18 protein-coding genes are annotated in these 18,532 nt (G+C 38.2%); 10 read left to right on the top strand and 8 right to left on the bottom strand.

Annotated features, from left to right (window positions below; genetic code table 11):
* The first annotated feature begins 300 nt into the window (after positions 1–300).
* The 3 genes from AC1D7X_RS24755 (at position 301) to AC1D7X_RS24745 (ending at position 2,639) form a co-directional block, all read left to right on the top strand.
* On the top strand, positions 301–651 hold the full coding sequence (locus AC1D7X_RS24755) for a hypothetical protein (RefSeq protein ID WP_495476347.1): 351 nt from the start codon (positions 301–303) through the stop codon (positions 649–651).
* A gap of 241 nt (positions 652–892) precedes the next feature.
* Positions 893–1,540 carry a hypothetical protein gene (locus tag AC1D7X_RS24750; protein WP_495454663.1) on the top strand — a complete coding sequence of 216 codons (648 nt, stop codon included), beginning with the start codon at positions 893–895 and terminating at the stop codon, positions 1,538–1,540.
* Positions 1,541–1,871: 331 nt separating this feature from the next.
* Positions 1,872–2,639 carry a hypothetical protein gene (locus tag AC1D7X_RS24745; RefSeq protein WP_495476346.1) on the top strand — a complete coding sequence of 256 codons (768 nt, stop codon included), beginning with the start codon at positions 1,872–1,874 and terminating at the stop codon, positions 2,637–2,639.
* A 130-nt stretch (positions 2,640–2,769) separates the two neighbouring features.
* Here AC1D7X_RS24745 and AC1D7X_RS24740 read toward each other — a convergent pair whose 3' ends face one another.
* The gene (locus tag AC1D7X_RS24740) at positions 2,770–3,906 is read right to left on the bottom strand and encodes an SGNH/GDSL hydrolase family protein (protein ID WP_495476345.1); all 1,137 of its coding nucleotides are present in this window, start codon (positions 3,904–3,906) and stop codon (positions 2,770–2,772) included.
* Positions 3,907–4,066: 160 nt separating this feature from the next.
* Complete coding sequence (locus tag AC1D7X_RS24735) at positions 4,067–4,402, bottom strand: MOSC domain-containing protein (protein WP_495476344.1); 336 nt, start codon at positions 4,400–4,402, stop codon at positions 4,067–4,069.
* Between the two features lie 196 nt (positions 4,403–4,598).
* Between AC1D7X_RS24735 and AC1D7X_RS24730 the strand changes: the two genes are divergently transcribed.
* Entirely contained in the window at positions 4,599–6,065 is a 1,467-nt protein-coding gene (locus AC1D7X_RS24730) for an ATP-binding protein (protein WP_495476343.1), read from the top strand.
* 581 nt (positions 6,066–6,646) lie between these two features.
* The gene (locus AC1D7X_RS24725; protein ID WP_495454658.1) at positions 6,647–7,006 is read left to right on the top strand and encodes a putative zinc-binding protein; all 360 of its coding nucleotides are present in this window, start codon (positions 6,647–6,649) and stop codon (positions 7,004–7,006) included.
* Positions 7,007–7,148: 142 nt separating this feature from the next.
* Here the strand turns inward: AC1D7X_RS24725 and AC1D7X_RS24720 are convergent, their stop codons facing one another.
* Positions 7,149–7,736: a TetR/AcrR family transcriptional regulator gene (locus AC1D7X_RS24720; protein WP_495454657.1), complete on the bottom strand. Its 588-nt coding sequence runs from the start codon at positions 7,734–7,736 to the stop codon at positions 7,149–7,151.
* 128 nt (positions 7,737–7,864) lie between these two features.
* Between AC1D7X_RS24720 and AC1D7X_RS24715 the strand changes: the two genes are divergently transcribed.
* Together AC1D7X_RS24715 and AC1D7X_RS24710 are read left to right on the top strand one after the other, a co-directional pair.
* Positions 7,865–8,251, top strand: coding sequence for an MFS transporter permease (locus AC1D7X_RS24715; protein WP_495476342.1), 387 nt, complete (start codon positions 7,865–7,867; stop codon positions 8,249–8,251).
* A gap of 307 nt (positions 8,252–8,558) precedes the next feature.
* On the top strand, positions 8,559–8,846 hold the full coding sequence (locus tag AC1D7X_RS24710; RefSeq protein WP_495476341.1) for a DDE-type integrase/transposase/recombinase: 288 nt from the start codon (positions 8,559–8,561) through the stop codon (positions 8,844–8,846).
* A 128-nt stretch (positions 8,847–8,974) separates the two neighbouring features.
* Here the strand turns inward: AC1D7X_RS24710 and AC1D7X_RS24705 are convergent, their stop codons facing one another.
* The 5 genes from AC1D7X_RS24705 to AC1D7X_RS24685 form a co-directional block, all read right to left on the bottom strand.
* Positions 8,975–10,027 (bottom strand): DUF871 domain-containing protein, encoded by a 1,053-nt coding sequence (locus AC1D7X_RS24705; RefSeq protein WP_495476340.1) that lies wholly within the window; start codon positions 10,025–10,027, stop codon positions 8,975–8,977.
* Positions 10,028–10,054: 27 nt separating this feature from the next.
* Positions 10,055–11,473 (bottom strand): PTS transporter subunit EIIC, encoded by a 1,419-nt coding sequence (locus AC1D7X_RS24700; RefSeq protein WP_495476339.1) that lies wholly within the window; start codon positions 11,471–11,473, stop codon positions 10,055–10,057.
* Between the two features lie 26 nt (positions 11,474–11,499).
* A complete protein-coding gene (gene murQ / locus AC1D7X_RS24695) occupies positions 11,500–12,387 on the bottom strand; it encodes an N-acetylmuramic acid 6-phosphate etherase (protein WP_495476338.1) in 888 nt (295 codons plus the stop codon).
* A gap of 702 nt (positions 12,388–13,089) precedes the next feature.
* Entirely contained in the window at positions 13,090–13,629 is a 540-nt protein-coding gene (locus AC1D7X_RS24690) for a YkvA family protein (RefSeq protein WP_495454653.1), read from the bottom strand.
* Between the two features lie 102 nt (positions 13,630–13,731).
* Entirely contained in the window at positions 13,732–15,741 is a 2,010-nt protein-coding gene (locus AC1D7X_RS24685) for a methyl-accepting chemotaxis protein (protein WP_495454652.1), read from the bottom strand.
* An 870-nt stretch (positions 15,742–16,611) separates the two neighbouring features.
* Here AC1D7X_RS24685 and AC1D7X_RS24680 point away from each other — a divergent pair.
* Genes AC1D7X_RS24680 through AC1D7X_RS24670 form a run of 3 tightly spaced genes read left to right on the top strand, consistent with a single transcriptional unit; the run spans position 16,612 to position 17,987 of the window.
* A complete protein-coding gene (locus tag AC1D7X_RS24680) occupies positions 16,612–16,938 on the top strand; it encodes a PadR family transcriptional regulator (RefSeq protein WP_044876632.1) in 327 nt (108 codons plus the stop codon).
* A complete protein-coding gene (locus AC1D7X_RS24675) occupies positions 16,938–17,342 on the top strand; it encodes a permease prefix domain 1-containing protein (protein WP_495454651.1) in 405 nt (134 codons plus the stop codon). The genes AC1D7X_RS24680 and AC1D7X_RS24675 overlap by 1 nt, the downstream gene beginning before the upstream one ends.
* 15 nt (positions 17,343–17,357) lie before the next feature.
* Positions 17,358–17,987, top strand: coding sequence for a hypothetical protein (locus AC1D7X_RS24670; protein ID WP_495476337.1), 630 nt, complete (start codon positions 17,358–17,360; stop codon positions 17,985–17,987).
* Positions 17,988–18,532: the final 545 nt, after the last annotated feature.

Raw genomic sequence — 18,532 nt, 5'->3', positions numbered from 1 at the left:
GTTATTTTTCTACGCGACGATTTTTCGACAAGAACTTTTGACTGTCCAGTAATTTATAAGGGATGCAAAAAAGACCTCCACAATGGGAGCGCTGTCGTCAACGAAAAAGCCGCTATATGATATCTTCAAGGACGGAAAATCTCAATTATTATGAGTGTTCGTAAAGGTATACCTTTACAAAGAAATAAAGTCACTAGAGAAAAATGAGAAATATGTATAAGATATGGAAACATTTTACTTGTTCGAACCGTCTATATAGTGAAAGTTGAATTATATTATCATCCCAAAAGAGGAAAATCATTGAAAAATTCTAAATGGGGGAAAAAATTAATTGTCACATCAATGACAGTTGTTTTCTCTTTAATGGCAGCAACGGCAAGCGCTGATACTGGAACCACGCACATTAAAACAGGTTCAATATCAGGTGGTGCAAGCAGTATTACCTATTGGTACGATACATCTGTTTCATCATACGGTCAAAATGGCGCTGTAGATAACGCGAGAAGTAAGTGGGATGAAGCATCATCCGGAATTGCCTTTAGTTCTGGAAGTTCCTCAACTGCAAAATTAAAAGTTTATGCCGGTGAATACTCACTTCCGGGAGGTACTTACGGAGAAACCTCTTACTGGCTTTTTAACGGAACGCTATAACAAATGGGTCAAACTATGAGGTAGCTGTCGTTGTTATAGATGCTAGTTGGACAAGCAGTTGGACACCGCAAGAAAGATTTATGAATGCTGGACATGAAATTGGTCATGTACTCGGCTTAAATCATTTTGAAAACGCACCGGCACACTCAGGAGATCATTGGATGAAATCGGGTAAGTATGCCCTGACTTCACCTACAGCTATTGATTTGGCTCATGTAAGAACAAAATGGGGGTGGTAAGCATGAAGAAAATTATAGTATTGACAACCGTTGCTTCTTTAGCAATTGGGCTAGGGATATTTTCATATTCAAATAGCTCTACTGTAGATAGCAAGAACGATATTGCTACAATAAGTAAGAATGCTCAAAATAAAGTTGATTCAATCGCGAAGAAATCTGCACCATCTGTATTACGTACAGATAAAATCGAAGCCAACCATGCAATTTTCACAAACGCAGATGATGCAGAATCTCAATCAGATGCTGTAGTTAAAGTCATTGCAACTGGTGAAAGCAAAAACATCATTGAAAATTTTGATTGGGGGCCTTCGGGCAGAACAGAAACTAAGGTGAAAGTAACCCAAGTATATAAGGATTCTACAAAACAGGAAATCGGTTCTGAGCTTGTAACATTCGAACCTTCCTATGTGATCGAAGACAACGAGGGTAGCGTTAGAATGAATTATGAAGATTACACACCAATACAAGAAGGTAAGGAATATATTTTATTTCTAGTGTGGAGCGAAAAGCTTGGCGGATATTGGGTTAATGCTCTGGAACAAGGTAAGCATGAGGTATCTGGAACTGATGTAGAAGAAAAAACCATGCAAGCTACGAATGACCAATATAATGAACTGAAGAAAAGTGTATTAGAAAAATATAAACAATGACTATACCAGGTTAACCAAAGTAGTGCCTAGATTCAGGGAGACCACTAAAAAAGTAGTGTTTTTGGAAAACTCATGAATTTTAGAGGGTCAAATATGACTCCCTATACGTAAAACGAGCCTTAGAAGCAATTCTAGAGGCTCGTTTTCTTTCACATATTTTTCCGTTCTGAAAAAGCGGACTTTATCAGTGACCTCAGATTCAGGCACTACTTTTTTTTGTTAGATGCACAGACTAGAAGCCCGAGTAATTGATACCTTTCCAAACCGACTTATCATCGGCTTAACAATGGTATTGAATAAAAATACCAAATAAAAGAAATAGATTAATAGGATGAATAAAACATTCAAAACTGGCATCATTTCTTGTGCATTGGTACTTAACTTAAGTCTAGTATCCGTTGCTATGGCTGCACCAGACGACTCCAATGCAGCCCAATCATTTACTGAGGTTCAGACTTCTGGAGTCTCCAAAGCAAAAGTTGGAATCTATCAAGGCGACGAAGCCATCATTATGGATGACAAGGGTAACCAAACAACCGTAGGTGAGCTTGAAAAATATACAAGCTTCGTTGCACCGACGGATGCTATTGGTAAAGATATCATCAAGTCTTCCCTACAATTTGAACAAATAACTCCCTTTTCTTCAGTTGCCTATGGAAGCGCTTGGGCTTATTATCAAGAAAATTCAACCAGCATTAACTGCTACGGTTACGCAGTTGGAATTCCTTGGGCAATGAACCCTGGTGATGGTGATGGTACTTCAAATGTATTTGATACTGGCTACTTTACTAACGTTAATTACGGTGCTGGACTTGCCGTTTCAGACGGAAATTACAACCAATTATACCTGAATAATTCATGGATAATTCTTTCCAGTAGAACAGCTGCGATAAATAGCGATGAGCATCGTATCGCTTTCCGAGTCGGCTGGATTGATTCTAATAACAACGGAAAAGTTGATGTTTATTCAGATGTGGTTGACTATCACTTCATGGTTCAGAATGACACTGGTAAATGGTCAGAAAAACATGGTGAGGAACCATCCATTAACACTGGTATTACTCACCCAAGCTCTTTTAGCTGGAATCTTTACACTTGAATCAATTTCATAAATTCAAAGCCTTACTGTGCTTAAGTTTTTAGAACACAAGCATAGACGGCTTCGCCGTCCTTTAGCGGCGATGAAACGTTTAGCGTTGAAATATAATTCTATTTATAAGCAGAAATACTTATAAATTCTTATATTTTAATAAATCCTTCAAATACGCAGCTAACTCTTTCGCTGTTTGCTCATGGGCTAATACTCCAGGATGGCTTCTTGCACCGACAGTTTCCTCTGTCATATTGGGAAGTTGAACAACAGAGACCTTCTTGTCACCTGTGTTCTTGCTATAGGCATCGACCGCACGATAGATCGCTGGCATCATGGGGATACCTAGCATTCCGTAAGCCCATACGATGTGTGCATTTTTATTATTTTTTCTAAGCTCCATCAGAAACTTCTCGGCAGCGTCCTCAAAAGCTTGTATATCATCCTTATGAAAAGTACCATCATCATTTAATCGTTGCTTATGGATCTCCCCTGTTATGCTATCTTCCCATTCTGGTGAATGAAAAGCTCCCCCATCGTTTGTTCCAAGATTAACGACAACAACATCTGGCTGCCACGTATCAAAATGATATTCTTGCATAGCACCCAAAGCTTCATTCTTAGCTCCAGTAAGAAGACCACACACCTGCTCATAGCACGCTGGAATGTTACCCTGTGGATTATTATCCCAACTTGTAAGAACTCCCCACCCACTCTGGGAAATCACTCTATAGTCTGCATTCAGAGCATCTGCTGTCATCGCAGTATAATTATGTATTGCACTAAACCACATCGGAATCCAATCTTCTTCAGCTTGAGCTCCAATCGCTCCTTCACCGGAAGTAATACTGTCACCAATAAATTCTATTTTAAAAGGTTTGTCCTCCACAGGTAGAAATTCTCCATCCGCCTTCACAGCATGAATCTGCAAAGAGCAATCAGGGTCCCCACTCATCGCTTGCACATCTTTTACAATACGAACATTATTCACAACACTGTTATTCATGCCTCTAAATATACAAACCCAATACCTTCCTGCTGTTAGCATTTGTCTACTTACTGGAACTGAGTTAATAACTACACTAATCCAAGGCTCATAAACATCATAATCCACTTCTACTTCAATCCACAACTCAGATCCCTTTACATTGAATTCAATCGCACTACCTGTCCAAAATAATGTTAAAGGAGAAAGACTTCCTGTTGTTCTACCATGAACTTTTAAATGTTCGATTTCAGATAAAGCATGTACCTGCAATTGATCATTCTGATTCATTATATTACCTCCTAATTTCCCCTACACGGCATTAATGCATGGTGTTTATTAATAAATCTTTTGGTTATTTCTCCTACAATAATCGGAAGCTGCATCCAGACATAAGCATGGTTACTTGCGTCCAATCTATATGATTTCTGTTTTTTTTGAAAAGTGTATGTCATGTAAACCCCTCGTTTTCCGTTAAGAACGCTGCCTTCTCTGCCGCCACCTTCTGTGTGTTCGCATAACTTTGCCCTTTACCTCTATGAGATCTGTTCAATTCCCCCAACAGTTTTGGTTCCTTTTCAAGGGTATCAAGGTTCATCGTTATGACCATACATCTCTCACAAAAACTATCCACCTGTAGCTGCACATCTCCTATGGAGAGCCGCCGCCCAATCCAATCCCCTTCGAATAGCGATTCATCGTTCAGAGCGATAACAAAATTCCCACGAAACTGCCGTTGATCCAGTGATTGCCCCCCCCCCCGAATTTCACCAACGATTGATTGCAATTAAAATGCCTCCACTTACTATAAAATACAACTACACTATTCTCTCATTCTACAAGAATTCCTAATTACTTGAAATTATATATATTTAATTAGGATATATGTTTTATACTATGACTGTGACTGTGACATATATTGCAGATTGAAATAATGCTCTGAACCCTATTCCTGGAATTATAAAAAGAGGTGACTTGCAGTGATGCCAAATGAAATCCCAAGTTATGACTTTGTCTTTACACAAGCTGCAATGGGTATGGCTTTTATTTCGTTTAAGGGAACCTTTCTGAAACTGAATTCTGCATTATATGATCTTTTGGGATATGATCCGAATGAGTTTGATTCATCCTCTCCTTCCGTCCGTACCCTTCTAGAACAAATCTATGAAAACGCTCAGTTGCGAAAGTCAGTTCCATCCATGAACATCAAACCGTATCGATATGAACAGAATTACCCCCATCCATCTGGACACCGGTTATTACTAGATATCAGTATTTCTATCATTCGGGATGCCAATGACGCACCTCTGTTTTATTTTGTTCAATTTGAGAATAAGACCAGCGCCAGACAAATGGAGATTCACCTAGAGGTTGCGAAGACAAATCTACTTGAGAAAGAGAAATCTTTCCTGAAACTGTTGGAAGAACTGCCTCAAGCCATCCTTATAACTAAGCAAGGGATTATTCAGTATGCGAATCCAGCAGGATTACAATTAATTCATGCAGAGAGCCTGGATCAAGTACTTGGTCTGTCCACTATGGATATTATAGATCATTCCAATTATGAAATCCTCACAGAACGAAGAAGAAAGTTTTACAGTGATAAAACATTAGACTCTGTCTGCTACCTAATCAATTGTTTAAATGGTCAGCAGAAATATGTGGATGGAGTTACATTACCGATTACATATAAGGGAAACGGAGCCTTCATCGGAATATTTAAAGATATATCATATCAAATGCTGGAAGATGAACGGATAATCCAATCCGAGAAGTTATCTACTGCGGGGCAATTAGCAGCCGGAATTGCTCATGAAATACGGAATCCCCTTACAGCCATTAACGGATTTATGAAGCTACTTCGCTCTTCTGAGCGGATGAATAATAAATATTTTTCTATTATTGAGTCAGAACTAAAACGCATCGAATTCATCGTCAATGAGCTACTTGTCTTATCCAAACCTCAAACGACGCATATCAGTAAACCTGTGGATTTGTTGTCGTTACTAGAGCAAGTAATCACATTAATGAACGGACAAGCAGCGTTGAAGAACATCAATATTCTCCCTGTATGTACGGATAAATATATATGGATTCATGGTGAGAATTATCAGCTTAAACAGGTATTTATTAATTTATTTAAAAATGCGATGGAGGCGATGAATAACGGAGGAAACATAGTTATTCATATTCTAACAAATGAAAGTGAAGCTCGAATCAGTGTGAAAGATGAAGGTTCCGGGATGACAGAAGATCAGATCAATTCACTTGGTAAGCCGTTTTATACGACCAAAGAAACAGGAACGGGTCTTGGTTTTATGATCACTCAGAATATTATACATAACCATGGCGGAGCAATCACTGTAGAAAGTCTCCCCCATCAAGGCACCACTTTCACTGTGATCATTCCAACAATTATAGTGCCAGCTGATGTTCAACCATTTCCATGACTATTACGTTAGACGATCTCAAGAGTCACATCTTAAATCTAAAATCAAATGCTAGTACTTAGAGTCATATTATAGCTACCTGGAGTCCATTACATACAGCAATTACATATAGCAAAGCAGTGATTCTCCTGATATTGGACAAACGCTGCTTTGTGTTATTGGTCGCCCTTCTATCTGCTTCAATAGGCTTACGACCTTTGGTATCCCGTTAGCATTCAAAATGTGTAATAATGCTGTGTTTAGAGTCAACTGTGTCCGTTAGCGACTTCATCCCTGCCTGCAAATGTTATCGAACGAATCAAACTAGCGGAATCTTCAACAGCAAGCCTTGATATTTGTCCTTTTTCCGCTTCTAGTAGCAAGATATCAGATTTTAGACGGTGTTTGGACAGCTTCCTTAGCTCTTTAGATCCAATGGATACCAAAAATTTCGTATCTCGATTGGAGAATAAAATACCATTTTATTCACAACTAAAAGTGACCCCCCTCACAGGTCAGTCATTAAATTCAGGTTATGATACTAAAGATTTATTCAATGCAGACATACACGGATCAAAATTAAATGTGAGGAGAGGTCCCCAATGATTAAAAATGATTTTCCTCTTGTTTATTCATGTTCTGGATGTTCCTCGGCAGCGCAGACCGCCAACATGATTGCAATTAAAATGGATCGAGAAAACCTAGCTGAAATGTCCTGCATCGCTGGTGTCGGTGGTGATGTCAAATCGCTTGTCAAAACAGCAAAGTCAGGACGTGACATCATTGCAATTGACGGTTGTCCCTTGGCTTGTTGTAAGAGTTGTTTAGCTAAACATGATGTTCAACCTACGTATCATTTCGATTTATCTAAGTATGACGTTCCCAAACTTAAAGGAAAAGATCCAAACCCCGATCAATTCTTGAATGCTTACAATCAGATTCTTGAACTAGTAGCTAAATAACAACGGTTTGACCCCTCAGTGAGCCGCGGAACCCTTTTACAGCATAGAAGGATTCTGCCCCATTGAGGTTTCCCTCATGATATGTCCTATTCTACAAAATAGATAATAATAACAATATGAAATGGAATACTATCTATACTTATCACATTTTCCTTATAAAAAAGATAATCTTAATATACATATCAGCCATTTCTTCAGGTGATTCTGCTAGGGCTTTATCAAGCCATTGTTCAATCAATCCTAAAAAAGCTGAAGTAGCAAATGACGAGATATAATCACTTGGAATCGTCAAATTTCGAAAAAACATCTCATTTTTTATCATTTTCTCACTAAAGTGTTTAACGAAAAATTGTTTAAGCCGCTTATGAAAACCGTAGTGATTATTTTCCCCTAAGAACACTTTGAAGCAATCTGCATTTATTTGTATATAGCGAAAAACTTCAACAGCCAGCCTTGAGATTTGCCCTTTTTCTGCTTCTAGTAGCAAGATATCTGGTTTTAGACGCTGCAAATGCAATTCGAGCCCACTTAATAAGCTTTCCTCCATTTGGCTAAGAAGATCATATTTGTCCTGAAAATGTAAATAAAAAGTTCCCCTGTTAATAGCTGCAATGGCTGTGATATCCCGAACAGATACTTTCATGAAGTGCTTTTCCGTTAGCAGCTTCAAAAAGCTATTCTGGATTTTCTCTTTCGTCTTTTCGATCATTTCATCGTAGATTGATTTCATGCCATTTCCTCCGTCAATGAACAGTTACATCCTTATTGTTTATTGCTTTGATTGTATCAACAACTTAAACTAATACTATACCACACGACAGTGTGTTGAATACATCTTAATCGCGGAAGGTGACCCCATTGAAAAAGACAAATATGATCATAATGGTTGTAACATTTCTAATTGCTGCAGGAATGCTCACGAGTGCGATAATAACGAATAATGATGTCAAAATGTATATACTCATCTTTTTTGCAGTTGGTTCAGGTTTAGGATTGTTGCGCGTGTTCGTTAACAGTTCCATCAAAAGAATGAAAGGTAAAGGGTGGCTAACCAAAGTATTGTTCTTCGCTGTTTTGCTTGGCATAGGGCTACCGTTCCAAGCTTGGTTTAGAAATAACGTTCTATTCAGCATGGATTCGGCCTATTTAGCGAGAAGTATCATTTCTATGGTTTTAGGCGTCTTTTTTATGACAACATTCTTCAGTTATATGACCAAGAAAAGAAAGATAAAGAGCGTGCAATAAGGTCTTCGACCCTTTTATCCTTCTGCCAACTTCGCCATCATAGCTTAATTTAAAAACACCTCGGTGTCGATCTCAATCTCAATTGATTAATCACACCCAATAACCAAGACCCCTATACATCCTTAAGTGCACCCCTTAGAATTGACATTGGATAAAACCCCTGGTTTGTCCGATGTAATTCTAGAGGATTCATTTTTTATGCCAACGACAAAAGGAAAAAGGAAAGCCATTTAACAAGTACACGTTTGAAATCAAGATTGAGGCGATACGCCTTCATATTGAAGAAGGTTGGACGTATCGAAGGCTTATGGAGAGGTTTGAAATCACAGACCGGCATCGTTTAAAAGTATGGATGAGAAAGTATAGAGAATTCGTTGAGTTCGGACTTTCTGCCATTAAAGACTTGTTTAACAATGAAATTATTGCATATGAGATGAGTAACCGAAACGAAAATGAACGGGTATTGCAGACGTTTAAGCAGGCGTGGACTCAGCAAAAAGACGTAACTGGACTGATCATTCACAGCGATCAGGGATTCCAGTACACGTCTCATGCGTACCATGACATGCTGCCAAGGTTGGCGCCCTATATTTGATTTTACAGCCAACATCGACCACAACGAAGGCTAAATAAGCTGCCTCCGGTAGAGTTCCGGAAGCAGCTTACAGCCTAGGGTCTTTTTTCAGTGTCTATAAAATGGGGTCTTGACCATGGGAGTAATCATTAAGTAGCAGTTGTAAAGGAAAAACGGCTTCCACCTTTTCTAATGTAGTCCAATAGTGGAATGTCTTCTTCTATAACATGACCAATCACATTAACGCCTTCATGTGCCGGCAGATCCGTTAACGTGATCTGTAACTCATGTTCATAGCGACCATACAAATAATTATCGACAGTAATCGTTCCTTTAGGTCGCTTGGTCGTATGGATAGGCGAAATATTTTTATCCATTACAAAACGATGTTCATCAGTTCTTGCAGTTTCTGAGCGAACCACATCACGAGCAGCGTCAAGACGATTTTGATGAACAATATCCCATAATGCATAAGGCAGTTCCTTGGTTACTCGCAAAGGAATAACTCCTTCCTCATACCTTTGAAATTGATGCTGAGACCATTCTGAAAGTGTTAAATCTCCAACAAAAATTTTATCCACGCCACAATCTTTCTCCAATTCCAAGTAAGCTAGAAAAGAAGATTGATTCCGATGCTTCTCTAATGTAGGTAAACTTTCAAATAATGGTTTTCTCTTCAGCCCGTCTCCAGGAATAAAGGCCATTGTCGTAATGCTTTCAGATTGCAGCCATCTGTTCTTCTCTATAAACGTTTCTTTATCAAGACCTGTTTCGGGACGGGGATAATAATTATGCCAAGCTTCAATGTTCTCAAGACAAATATGATGATCCTTTAATGTCGCTAAGAACTCTGCTGTTAAGGTGCTTGCGTTTAAGGCAATTTTCATTTTTTGCGAGTAGGCAGCAATTTCATGGGCGCCAAATCCAAAATCCATCCGCAAACCTGTCACACCTGATTGCAATAAAAAGGGGAAAGAGAATTTCTCCAACGCTTTCCCAGAAATATCTGCCATCAAGTCCATGTCTAATTGTTTTGCAGCGTTTGCAATTTCCAGGAATTTCTTCTTCAATGTTTCTATATCATCTTCTGGCATATGAAGGGATGTAAATATTTCTGTACAACCTGCTTCCTTCATTTCTTTCATATAATTCATGTTTTCTTCTAACGTCCGGTCCGCTACAAAAATTGAAATTCCTAACAATCGAATCACCTCAGTATTTCTAGTTGTTTAATCCTGTTCTGCCATAGCCTCTTTTGGTACACCGAAGAAATAAGTGGTTATAAACCCACCAGCATAAGCTGCAATTAACCCTATTACATATTTCAACCATAATCCATTCGCGATCAATGGAATTAACGCCAATCCAGATGGCCCAATAGCAATCGCTCCAACGTTGCCAAATAAACCAATGACCGCACCACCAATACCTCCACCAATACAAGCTGTAATAAATGGCCGACCTAATGGTAAGGTTACCCCATAAATTAATGGCTCACCGATTCCTAGAATACCAACTGGAAGAGCACCTTTTATCATGTTCGTTAATGATTTATTCTTCTTGCAACGAATCCATAATGCAATGGATGCCCCTACTTGACCCGCACCAGCCATAGCAAGCATCGGAAGTAATACCGTCATCCCTGAACTACTAATCATCTCAATGTGAATCGGCGTCAATACCTGATGCAGTCCCAACATTACAAGTGGTAAAAACGCTGCTCCTAATACAAAACCTGAGAATGCACCACCCACGTCTATCGTCCAGTTAATCGCTCCGATTAAGTTATTAGAAATAAATCCAGCGAATGGCATAATGAAAAATATCGTAAACAGCCCCACGCCTAGTAAGGCTATTGTAGGTGTAACGATAATATCAATTGCATCCGGAATAACTTTACGCAAATATTTTTCAACGATAGATAAAATCCATACTGCGATTAGTACACCAATAATTCCTCCTTGTCCTGACGTTAAAGGCGCACCGTTAAATATATTATGAATGGGCAGTTCAGCTGTAGCACCTGTTAAAAGCGTTATCCCACCGATTACTCCACCAAGTGAAGGAGTAGCACCAAATTCTTTAGCTGCATTGATACCGACATATATGACTAGGTAAGTAAAAATTGCATTTTTGATAACATTTGATATTGTTACATATTGCTGCCAAGTTGTTGCGTCTAAGTTGCCTGCTGTAATATTGTTAGCTAGAATCGAGCCAATACCCGCAATTAAACCCGCTCCAACGAATGCAGGAATTAGGGGTATGAAAATATTTCCTATTTTACGCAAAAAGTTTTTGAACGATGTATCATTTTTCTTTTTTAATTGCGCTTTCATTTGTGCACCTTTTGCTTGTAAATGTTCAGCCGAAGATGAACTTCTACCCTCCGAGACACTTGCTTCTAACACTTTACCAAATTCTTCTGCTACTTTGGTCACTACCCCTGGTCCGAGAATGATTTGATACGTTTCATCTTCCACTACACCTAGAACCCCATCAATCTTCTTCAATTGCGCTTCAGCGATTCGACTGCGATCAACAACTGTTACTCGAAGACGAGTCATGCAGTTGGTATATGAGGATACATTTGAACTACCACCGACAGCCTCTAATATTTTGACAGCTAAATCATGATATTTACTCATGTTTATGCCCCCTTCTTACTTTCAAATTATTTTATTGCTTGACGTACAAAACCTTGTGATTCTTCCAAACGTCGTACAGCTTCTTCTTTAGTAAGCGAAGCAAGAATCATTACAATTGCAATTTTCGGTTTATGATCTGCCTTTTTCAAATAATCTTCTGCTGTTTCAGCATCACAATCTGTCGCATCCATAACAATACGTTTAGCACGTTCTACCAGTTTTTCATTAGTTAACTGTACATCTACCATTAAATTTCCATATACTTTCCCCGTACCAATCATCGAAGCTGTTGATAGCATATTGCAAATTAATTTTTGAGAGGTCCCAGCTTTTAAACGAGTTGACCCTGTTAACACTTCCGGTCCGTTTACGACTTCAATCGCAATCTTGGCAACTTTACCAATTGCTGAATCTTTGTTGCAACTCACGGCTACGGTAGGCGTTCCAATAGAATTGGCATATTCTAATCCACCGATTACATAAGGCGTGCGTCCGCTAGCGGCAATTCCTACGACAACATCTTTGGCTGTTAGCTTAATATCTTGTAAATCTTGCACCCCTAATTGTTCATTGTCCTCTGCACCTTCGACCGCTTTAATAAACGCATTCTCTCCACCAGCAATTAGCCCAACTACCTCTTCAGGTACTGTCCCAAATGTTGGTGGACATTCAACAGCATCTAGCAAGCCAATACGTCCACTCGTTCCAGCCCCCATATAAATTAAGCGTCCACCTTGTTTGATCGCCATTGTAATTACTTCTACGGCTTTGGCAATTTGCGGAATTTCTTGTTTAACAGCCTGTGGGACCTTTTGGTCTTCTTCATTCATCACTTCCAGAAGTTCAAGAGGTGTTAATTCATCCAAGTTCATTGTCTTCTTATTGCGAGTCTCTGTTGTCAAATGCTCTAACATGATTTTTATCATCATCCTTTTCCGTTAATGAAATCGCTTTCTAAATGAAGGATAACATCTTTGAAATACTATTTCAATAATATTTGATTACCATTAAAATAAAGTGCCAAAACGCAGGAACTATCTCTATACTCAAGAAACGTCTTCAGGAGAGATTGAATGCCACCATTCCAATAGTGTCTAATTTTATGGGGTATAGATATAGTTATGTGGCACGCCTTCTAGGTATTCTTCCATTGAATTGGCGGTGTAATAGAATTCATTGGACATGTTCTCTTCTCAGCTCCCATCTTTGCATCATTAGACAGACAAAAAAGAGATCCATTAAGAAAGTAACATCCTTTCTATATATTGAATCTCTAGTTAACCAGTCGATTGATTGCACGGTATTCGAATATACATTTTACATTTAAAAGCAAGGCTCTGTTTTCAAAAAAGGATTGGAAACAGATTATAGTGGTATTATCTCCTTACGGCAGACACTGAAAAAAGTGTTCATAATATTATGGAGTTAACAGTATTGATCGGAGTGGAGGCCTTTTTTTGGAATACTATTATCCCATAATAGTATCTCCTAGAGAATCTCCAAAGTTACTTATTGTTAGAATGAGTACAATGACGATAACTACTAACACGAGTGCAATAGCAACCCTTTTATGGGTAATCCTCATGTAACCATCCGTTATTTCTCCGTAAAAATGATTATTTCACAAACCATTCTTTCGCTTTCTGTCTATGCACATCTGTTACATGGACACTAATAATCTTATAAGCGGCCCAGAACGCAGCAGCATCATCCGTATAGCCCAGAGCCAAAATAACATCAGGAATGGCATCAAAAGGTAGTAATATATAGGCAAGTGCACCCATCGCTATTACTCTTGCTGATAATGGTGTATTGCTGTCTATGGCACAGAAGTACATCGTTACCGCATCTTTCGCAAAAGGGATTTTAGAAGCATGTTTTTTGATTTTTTTTAAAAATCCTTCCTTCACATACTCCTCTTTTTTTGCATCGTTTCCGATTTTTGACGTCCAAGAACTTACATCAACTTTGTCGTCCGGGGCAAATTCGGTATCAATCTCAAGAGCTTTGGCTAATTCATTATTTGACTTATACCCACCTAATACAACTAGACTACTAAATGTACCTTTACAAGATCCACATAAAGCTTCATCAATCTTTTGTGTATTAACATCATTAACTTGACCACAGTGTGGACATTCCAACGATTTAATCATAAGTTAGTCATCCCTTCCTATTTCAACAAGTTATTTATTTCGATTATAAATTACCTATTGTGCTCCTGGCAAATGGACCTATGGATGACGATTTCATTCAAGCTATTCATCTTTTATATTAAAATGTTCCACAAGGATCTCAAGTTCGTTGGCCGTGGCACTCACTTCCTCCGCGGAGCTCGCAAAGTTAATTATCGTCGCTGACTGTTCTTCAATTGCAGCAGAAACGTTATTACTATTCATTGCTGTTAATTCCGAAATGTTGCCCATCGAATCAATGAGACTGATGATCTGATCAGAGGTTGCTACTTCATCCTTAGTGATATCCAAGATTTCCTGTACATTTTCACTTATCCGTTCTACTGATTCAATAATATGAACAAAGGCATGATCCGTTTCCTGAACAATTAGCACACCTTCTGTTACAGCTTCAGATGCCCCTCTCATGGCAATCACAGCCTTCTCAATTTTATAAACCATACTATGAACCAATTCTGATATTTCTTCTGAACGAATATGAGATTCTTTCGATAGTTTCTTGACCTCACTAGCTACTACGCTAAATCCTGCACCGTTTTCATCCGCTCTTGCCGCCTCAATTGCAGCATTTAAAGCAAGCAAATTCGTTTGTTGAGATATCGAATTAATTGTTCCAATAATTGTAGAGACCTTATCCGACATTTCATTAATTGAAATCAGTATATCTTCGGTCTCCTTTGTACTGTTGCTAATGGCATCCATAGCCTTTACAGCATTCAAAACACCCGTTCTTCCTAACAAGGCTACCTTGTTTGTTGAAACCGCACTAATAGATGTAGCTTCCGCTTTAACTTGGGCCATCTGAACTAGACTCGACAACTGTACGAGAACCTGGGAAGCATGAATGACGGATTGATTATTATTTTCTGCACCAGAAGCAATTTCCTCAGTACTAGAACTAATGTCCTGAATGGATGCACTTATCTGCTCTGAAGATGCTGCCATTTCTTCAGACATGGAGCACAATACGTTAGAGCCTACTCTTATCTTTTCTATAATATCTGCCTGCGTATCTATCATCGTATTAAAAGATTGACTCAATTCTTGAAGCTCATCACCCGTTCTTAAGGAGGTATGTATGGTTAAGTCACCCTCACCAGCTATAGCCATCGCCTTCTTCAGTTTACCAATTGGTTTGATAATATTTAGTGTTGTAAATAAATAGCCTAGTATCATGGCAACAAAGATACAGATTACTATGATCAAGATCGTTTCGTTACGGATTCTGATGGCCGGTTCCATGTAATCCTCATAATTTGCGGTAGTGGCTACAATCCAATTACCCGCAGGTTGAAAGGTTACATACTTATACACGCCTTCATATGTGTAGAATCCTTGACTCGTTTCCCCAGCCTTCATCTTTTGTAAGAGTGCATTTAATTCGTTATTATCTGTTCCACCAAGATTCTCTACAAGTTCTTTTTCCTTTACTGGATGGGAGACGAATAGTCCTGTTTGGTCAATCATATAAGCATAACCGGTATCTCCTATCTTGATCTCAGATGCAGACTGCGAGATTGTATCAAAAAGTATTGTTGCAACCAATACACCCGTTGTGTGACTGTCATTCTGTAAAGGTAATGCGATGGCTACAATAGGATTATTAGTATCTTTTGAAATAATTACATTACTAATAGCTTCTGATCCTTGAAGCGCATTCTGAAAATATTCTCTATCACTCAGGTTCATGTCCGGTGATTCTGAACTATTAGTAATAAGTGCCGTTCCTTTTACATCAGTAATGATCAGCGATTCTATTAAATCCATATTCTCTTCTTGAATACTCGATATATATTGATAGACATTGTCCATTAAATCACGATTCATAGGGTCTATCGTAAGTTTGTCTAACGCATTATTCTTGGTTAATATTTGCAGATAATTCCTTGCAACTTCTAATTTATTATCAATCGTTTTGGCAGCTGAAGATGTAGTATTTATGAGTTCCTCTTCTATTATTGTTTGTGTGGATTGAGATGCCAAATTATAAGACATTATTCCAGAAATAGATAAAGGAATACTAATGATCAAAAACAAGAGTATGCTTATTTTTACTTTTAGACTAACCTTCATTGCTATCCTCCCCATTATCTTATGCATAGTAGATCTGTGTCATCTTTATCCTTAGGAACGGTTATAACAAATTTCGTACTATCGTATCGTTTAACGTTTTATCAATATGAATCCGTATTATGAATCATTTCTACATGCTCCGATAAACAACAAATTAGAAATAAACCTCTCCCTCCCTCATCAAACAAGTCATCATTGTCAATCTCCTCTGGAATGGAGAACTTCTCTGTTTCATCACCCCTGTCCTTCACTTGTATATTCTAGTGCATAACTTTTAGCTTACATCTGATATAAATAAATTGGCTTTGTACAATCTTTTTGGTTCCCATGATAATGGGCATTCATTATGGCCTCTGCCAATATAAATTTAACATCAAATGCGGATACTTCTATTCTTCAACAGCATCAACAAGTAATGTTGCAAGATGATTATTCTCAATATATACATCCATAATGCTCCATACACTGAGAATAACTCGGATTTTGAAGCAGGTTTTTTACAATGCTTATCCTTTGACATGAACATATTCCTCTCTATCATATGTAAGCTCTAGATGTGATTTAAGGACTATTTACCTAGTTATAAAGTAGCATATCATATTTAATAATATCCAGTTTCAGGACAATAAGATGTGATATTAGATATAGTACCTCTGATATCTCATAAATAAACAAATTTAAGGTAAATCTTATTCATCTAAATGAATATGTATTTTTTGAATTCACGATTTCTTCAACATCGTAACAAATGTATTATCCACAAGAAGTTCCCTCAGATATATTCGCCTATAATTACTTTGACAGATAGAGCAATGTATGATAATTTTACTCTATCAGGTAGAACACTTTTTTCCAAGAAGGAGGATACTAATGGTTCGTAGTGACATCATTCGTGGACATTTAGATGCTATTATTTTGAGGCTCATTTATGAGAAGGATCAATACGGTTATGAAATCTCCAAAGAAATCAGTCTACGGACAAATGACCGCTTTCAGATTAAGGAAGCCACCTTATATGCCGTATTCCAAAGGTTAGAGCGAAGAGAATTAATTGAATCCTATTTCGGAGACATTTCGCATGGGGGCAAACGTAGATACTATAAAATTACGAAGCTTGGCAAGGCCTATTTCAAAGAAACGGTTGAAGAGTGGCAAGAAATTAAGGAAATAATAAATATTTTTATGGAGGGTATGTAATGCGCCAAATTAAAAATCATGTTAAGGAATTGTTTAGAGATGTCCCTGCAAGCGATCACAAAGAATTGATGATGCAAGACATTATTCAGAACTTGGAAGAGAAAGTTAGCGACCTGATCTTTAGTGGTAAAGATGAGGAAGATGCTATTAACAAGGCCATTGTTGAATTTGGTGATATTGAAGATATTAAAAAAGAGTTGGGTACGAACCGATTGCCCGCTAAAAACCCCAAACGTTATTCTTTGCATTTAGGATTCTCACTTTGGGGAAGCGGACTTATTACGGCATTGTTCGTGTTTATCAATCTTTATTATTCACCAGATGTGATCTGGTTCGTGTATCCCGTGTTCGCTGTCGCTTGGTGGCCACTCTCGATGTTCTATAAATGGTTAGGAATGAAATAAGGAGGCGTTCAAATAATGAATAAGCAACAAGCAAGTTTTGCTACCGTTGCAAGTGTGCTAAGCATCCTGTTTTTTGCCTTTATTAATTACAGTACCACACCTCATGAGATATGGTTCATCTATCCATCCTTTGCTATTCTACAATGGCCGATCTCAGGCTACTTTTTGAATAAAGGAAAACTTCATCACTATTCAGCTATCACCTCATTCATCCTCATTGCGTTTCTAATCATCGAGAATATGCTAAAAAGTCCGGATCATATATGGTTTGTATTTGCAATCTACCCCATTCTCTTGTGGCCTGTCCTTATGTATTTAGGGAAATATCGTTCAACATTAACAACCGCCATCATTGGAAGTATAGGTACAATCCTGTACTACGCAGTGCTCAACACATTCTACGCACCTCAGTATCCTTGGGTCATATATCCCACCTTTCTCGTATTATGGTGGCCTTTAGCTATATACTTCGGGAGAATCAAGAAACATTACGCATTCTCTATTGCAGCAAGTATCCTCACAAGCTTATTTTTCATCACAACAAATGTTATTTCTACCGCGAACACCATCTGGGCAGTCTATCCAATCTTCGCCATTCTTTGGTGGCCCCTTAGCACGTACTATTATGGCAAGCGGAGAACATAATATAATTGGAGATCAAGGCAATCTAATCATGACATACAAAATACACCTCTTAGCTGTTGCCACAGAAAAAGATACACATATCGCATATAGTTCTGCTAACAAAGTAAATTCACATATTTATATCCAAATATATATGACAGATTGTCTCTACGATTTGCTCTTGCCTCTGATCTCAAGACTAAATACCGCTTGAAGCGGTTGAAATCAGAGGGCAAGCTTATACTTCTGATGTAGCAAACTTGTAGGCGAATGCTTGCGCATCTCCATGATGATAACCTATCTCTGCATGATTTCATTTACCTGGAAATTATCCAGCTAAATGATGGGTAGAACCCGTTAAATCCCTCTATAACAGGAAATTTTCCAGTTAATATTGTATATTATTCAATAATTTCGGTATATCGTTCGAATTAAATGGAGAAATGGACCACCGTCAAGAAAGTAGACACTCCGTTAAGAAATTTATTATGCATTCTTCTTCTTTTGAAAGAGCGCAGCAAAGCGAACCGGCGATAAATAACCAAGTTTACTGTGGATACGTTTAC

The organism is Paenibacillus sp. Y568, from assembly GCF_059445545.1.
Note: the sequence above shows the minus strand (reverse complement) of the source record. Positions and strands in the feature narration are given on the sequence as shown.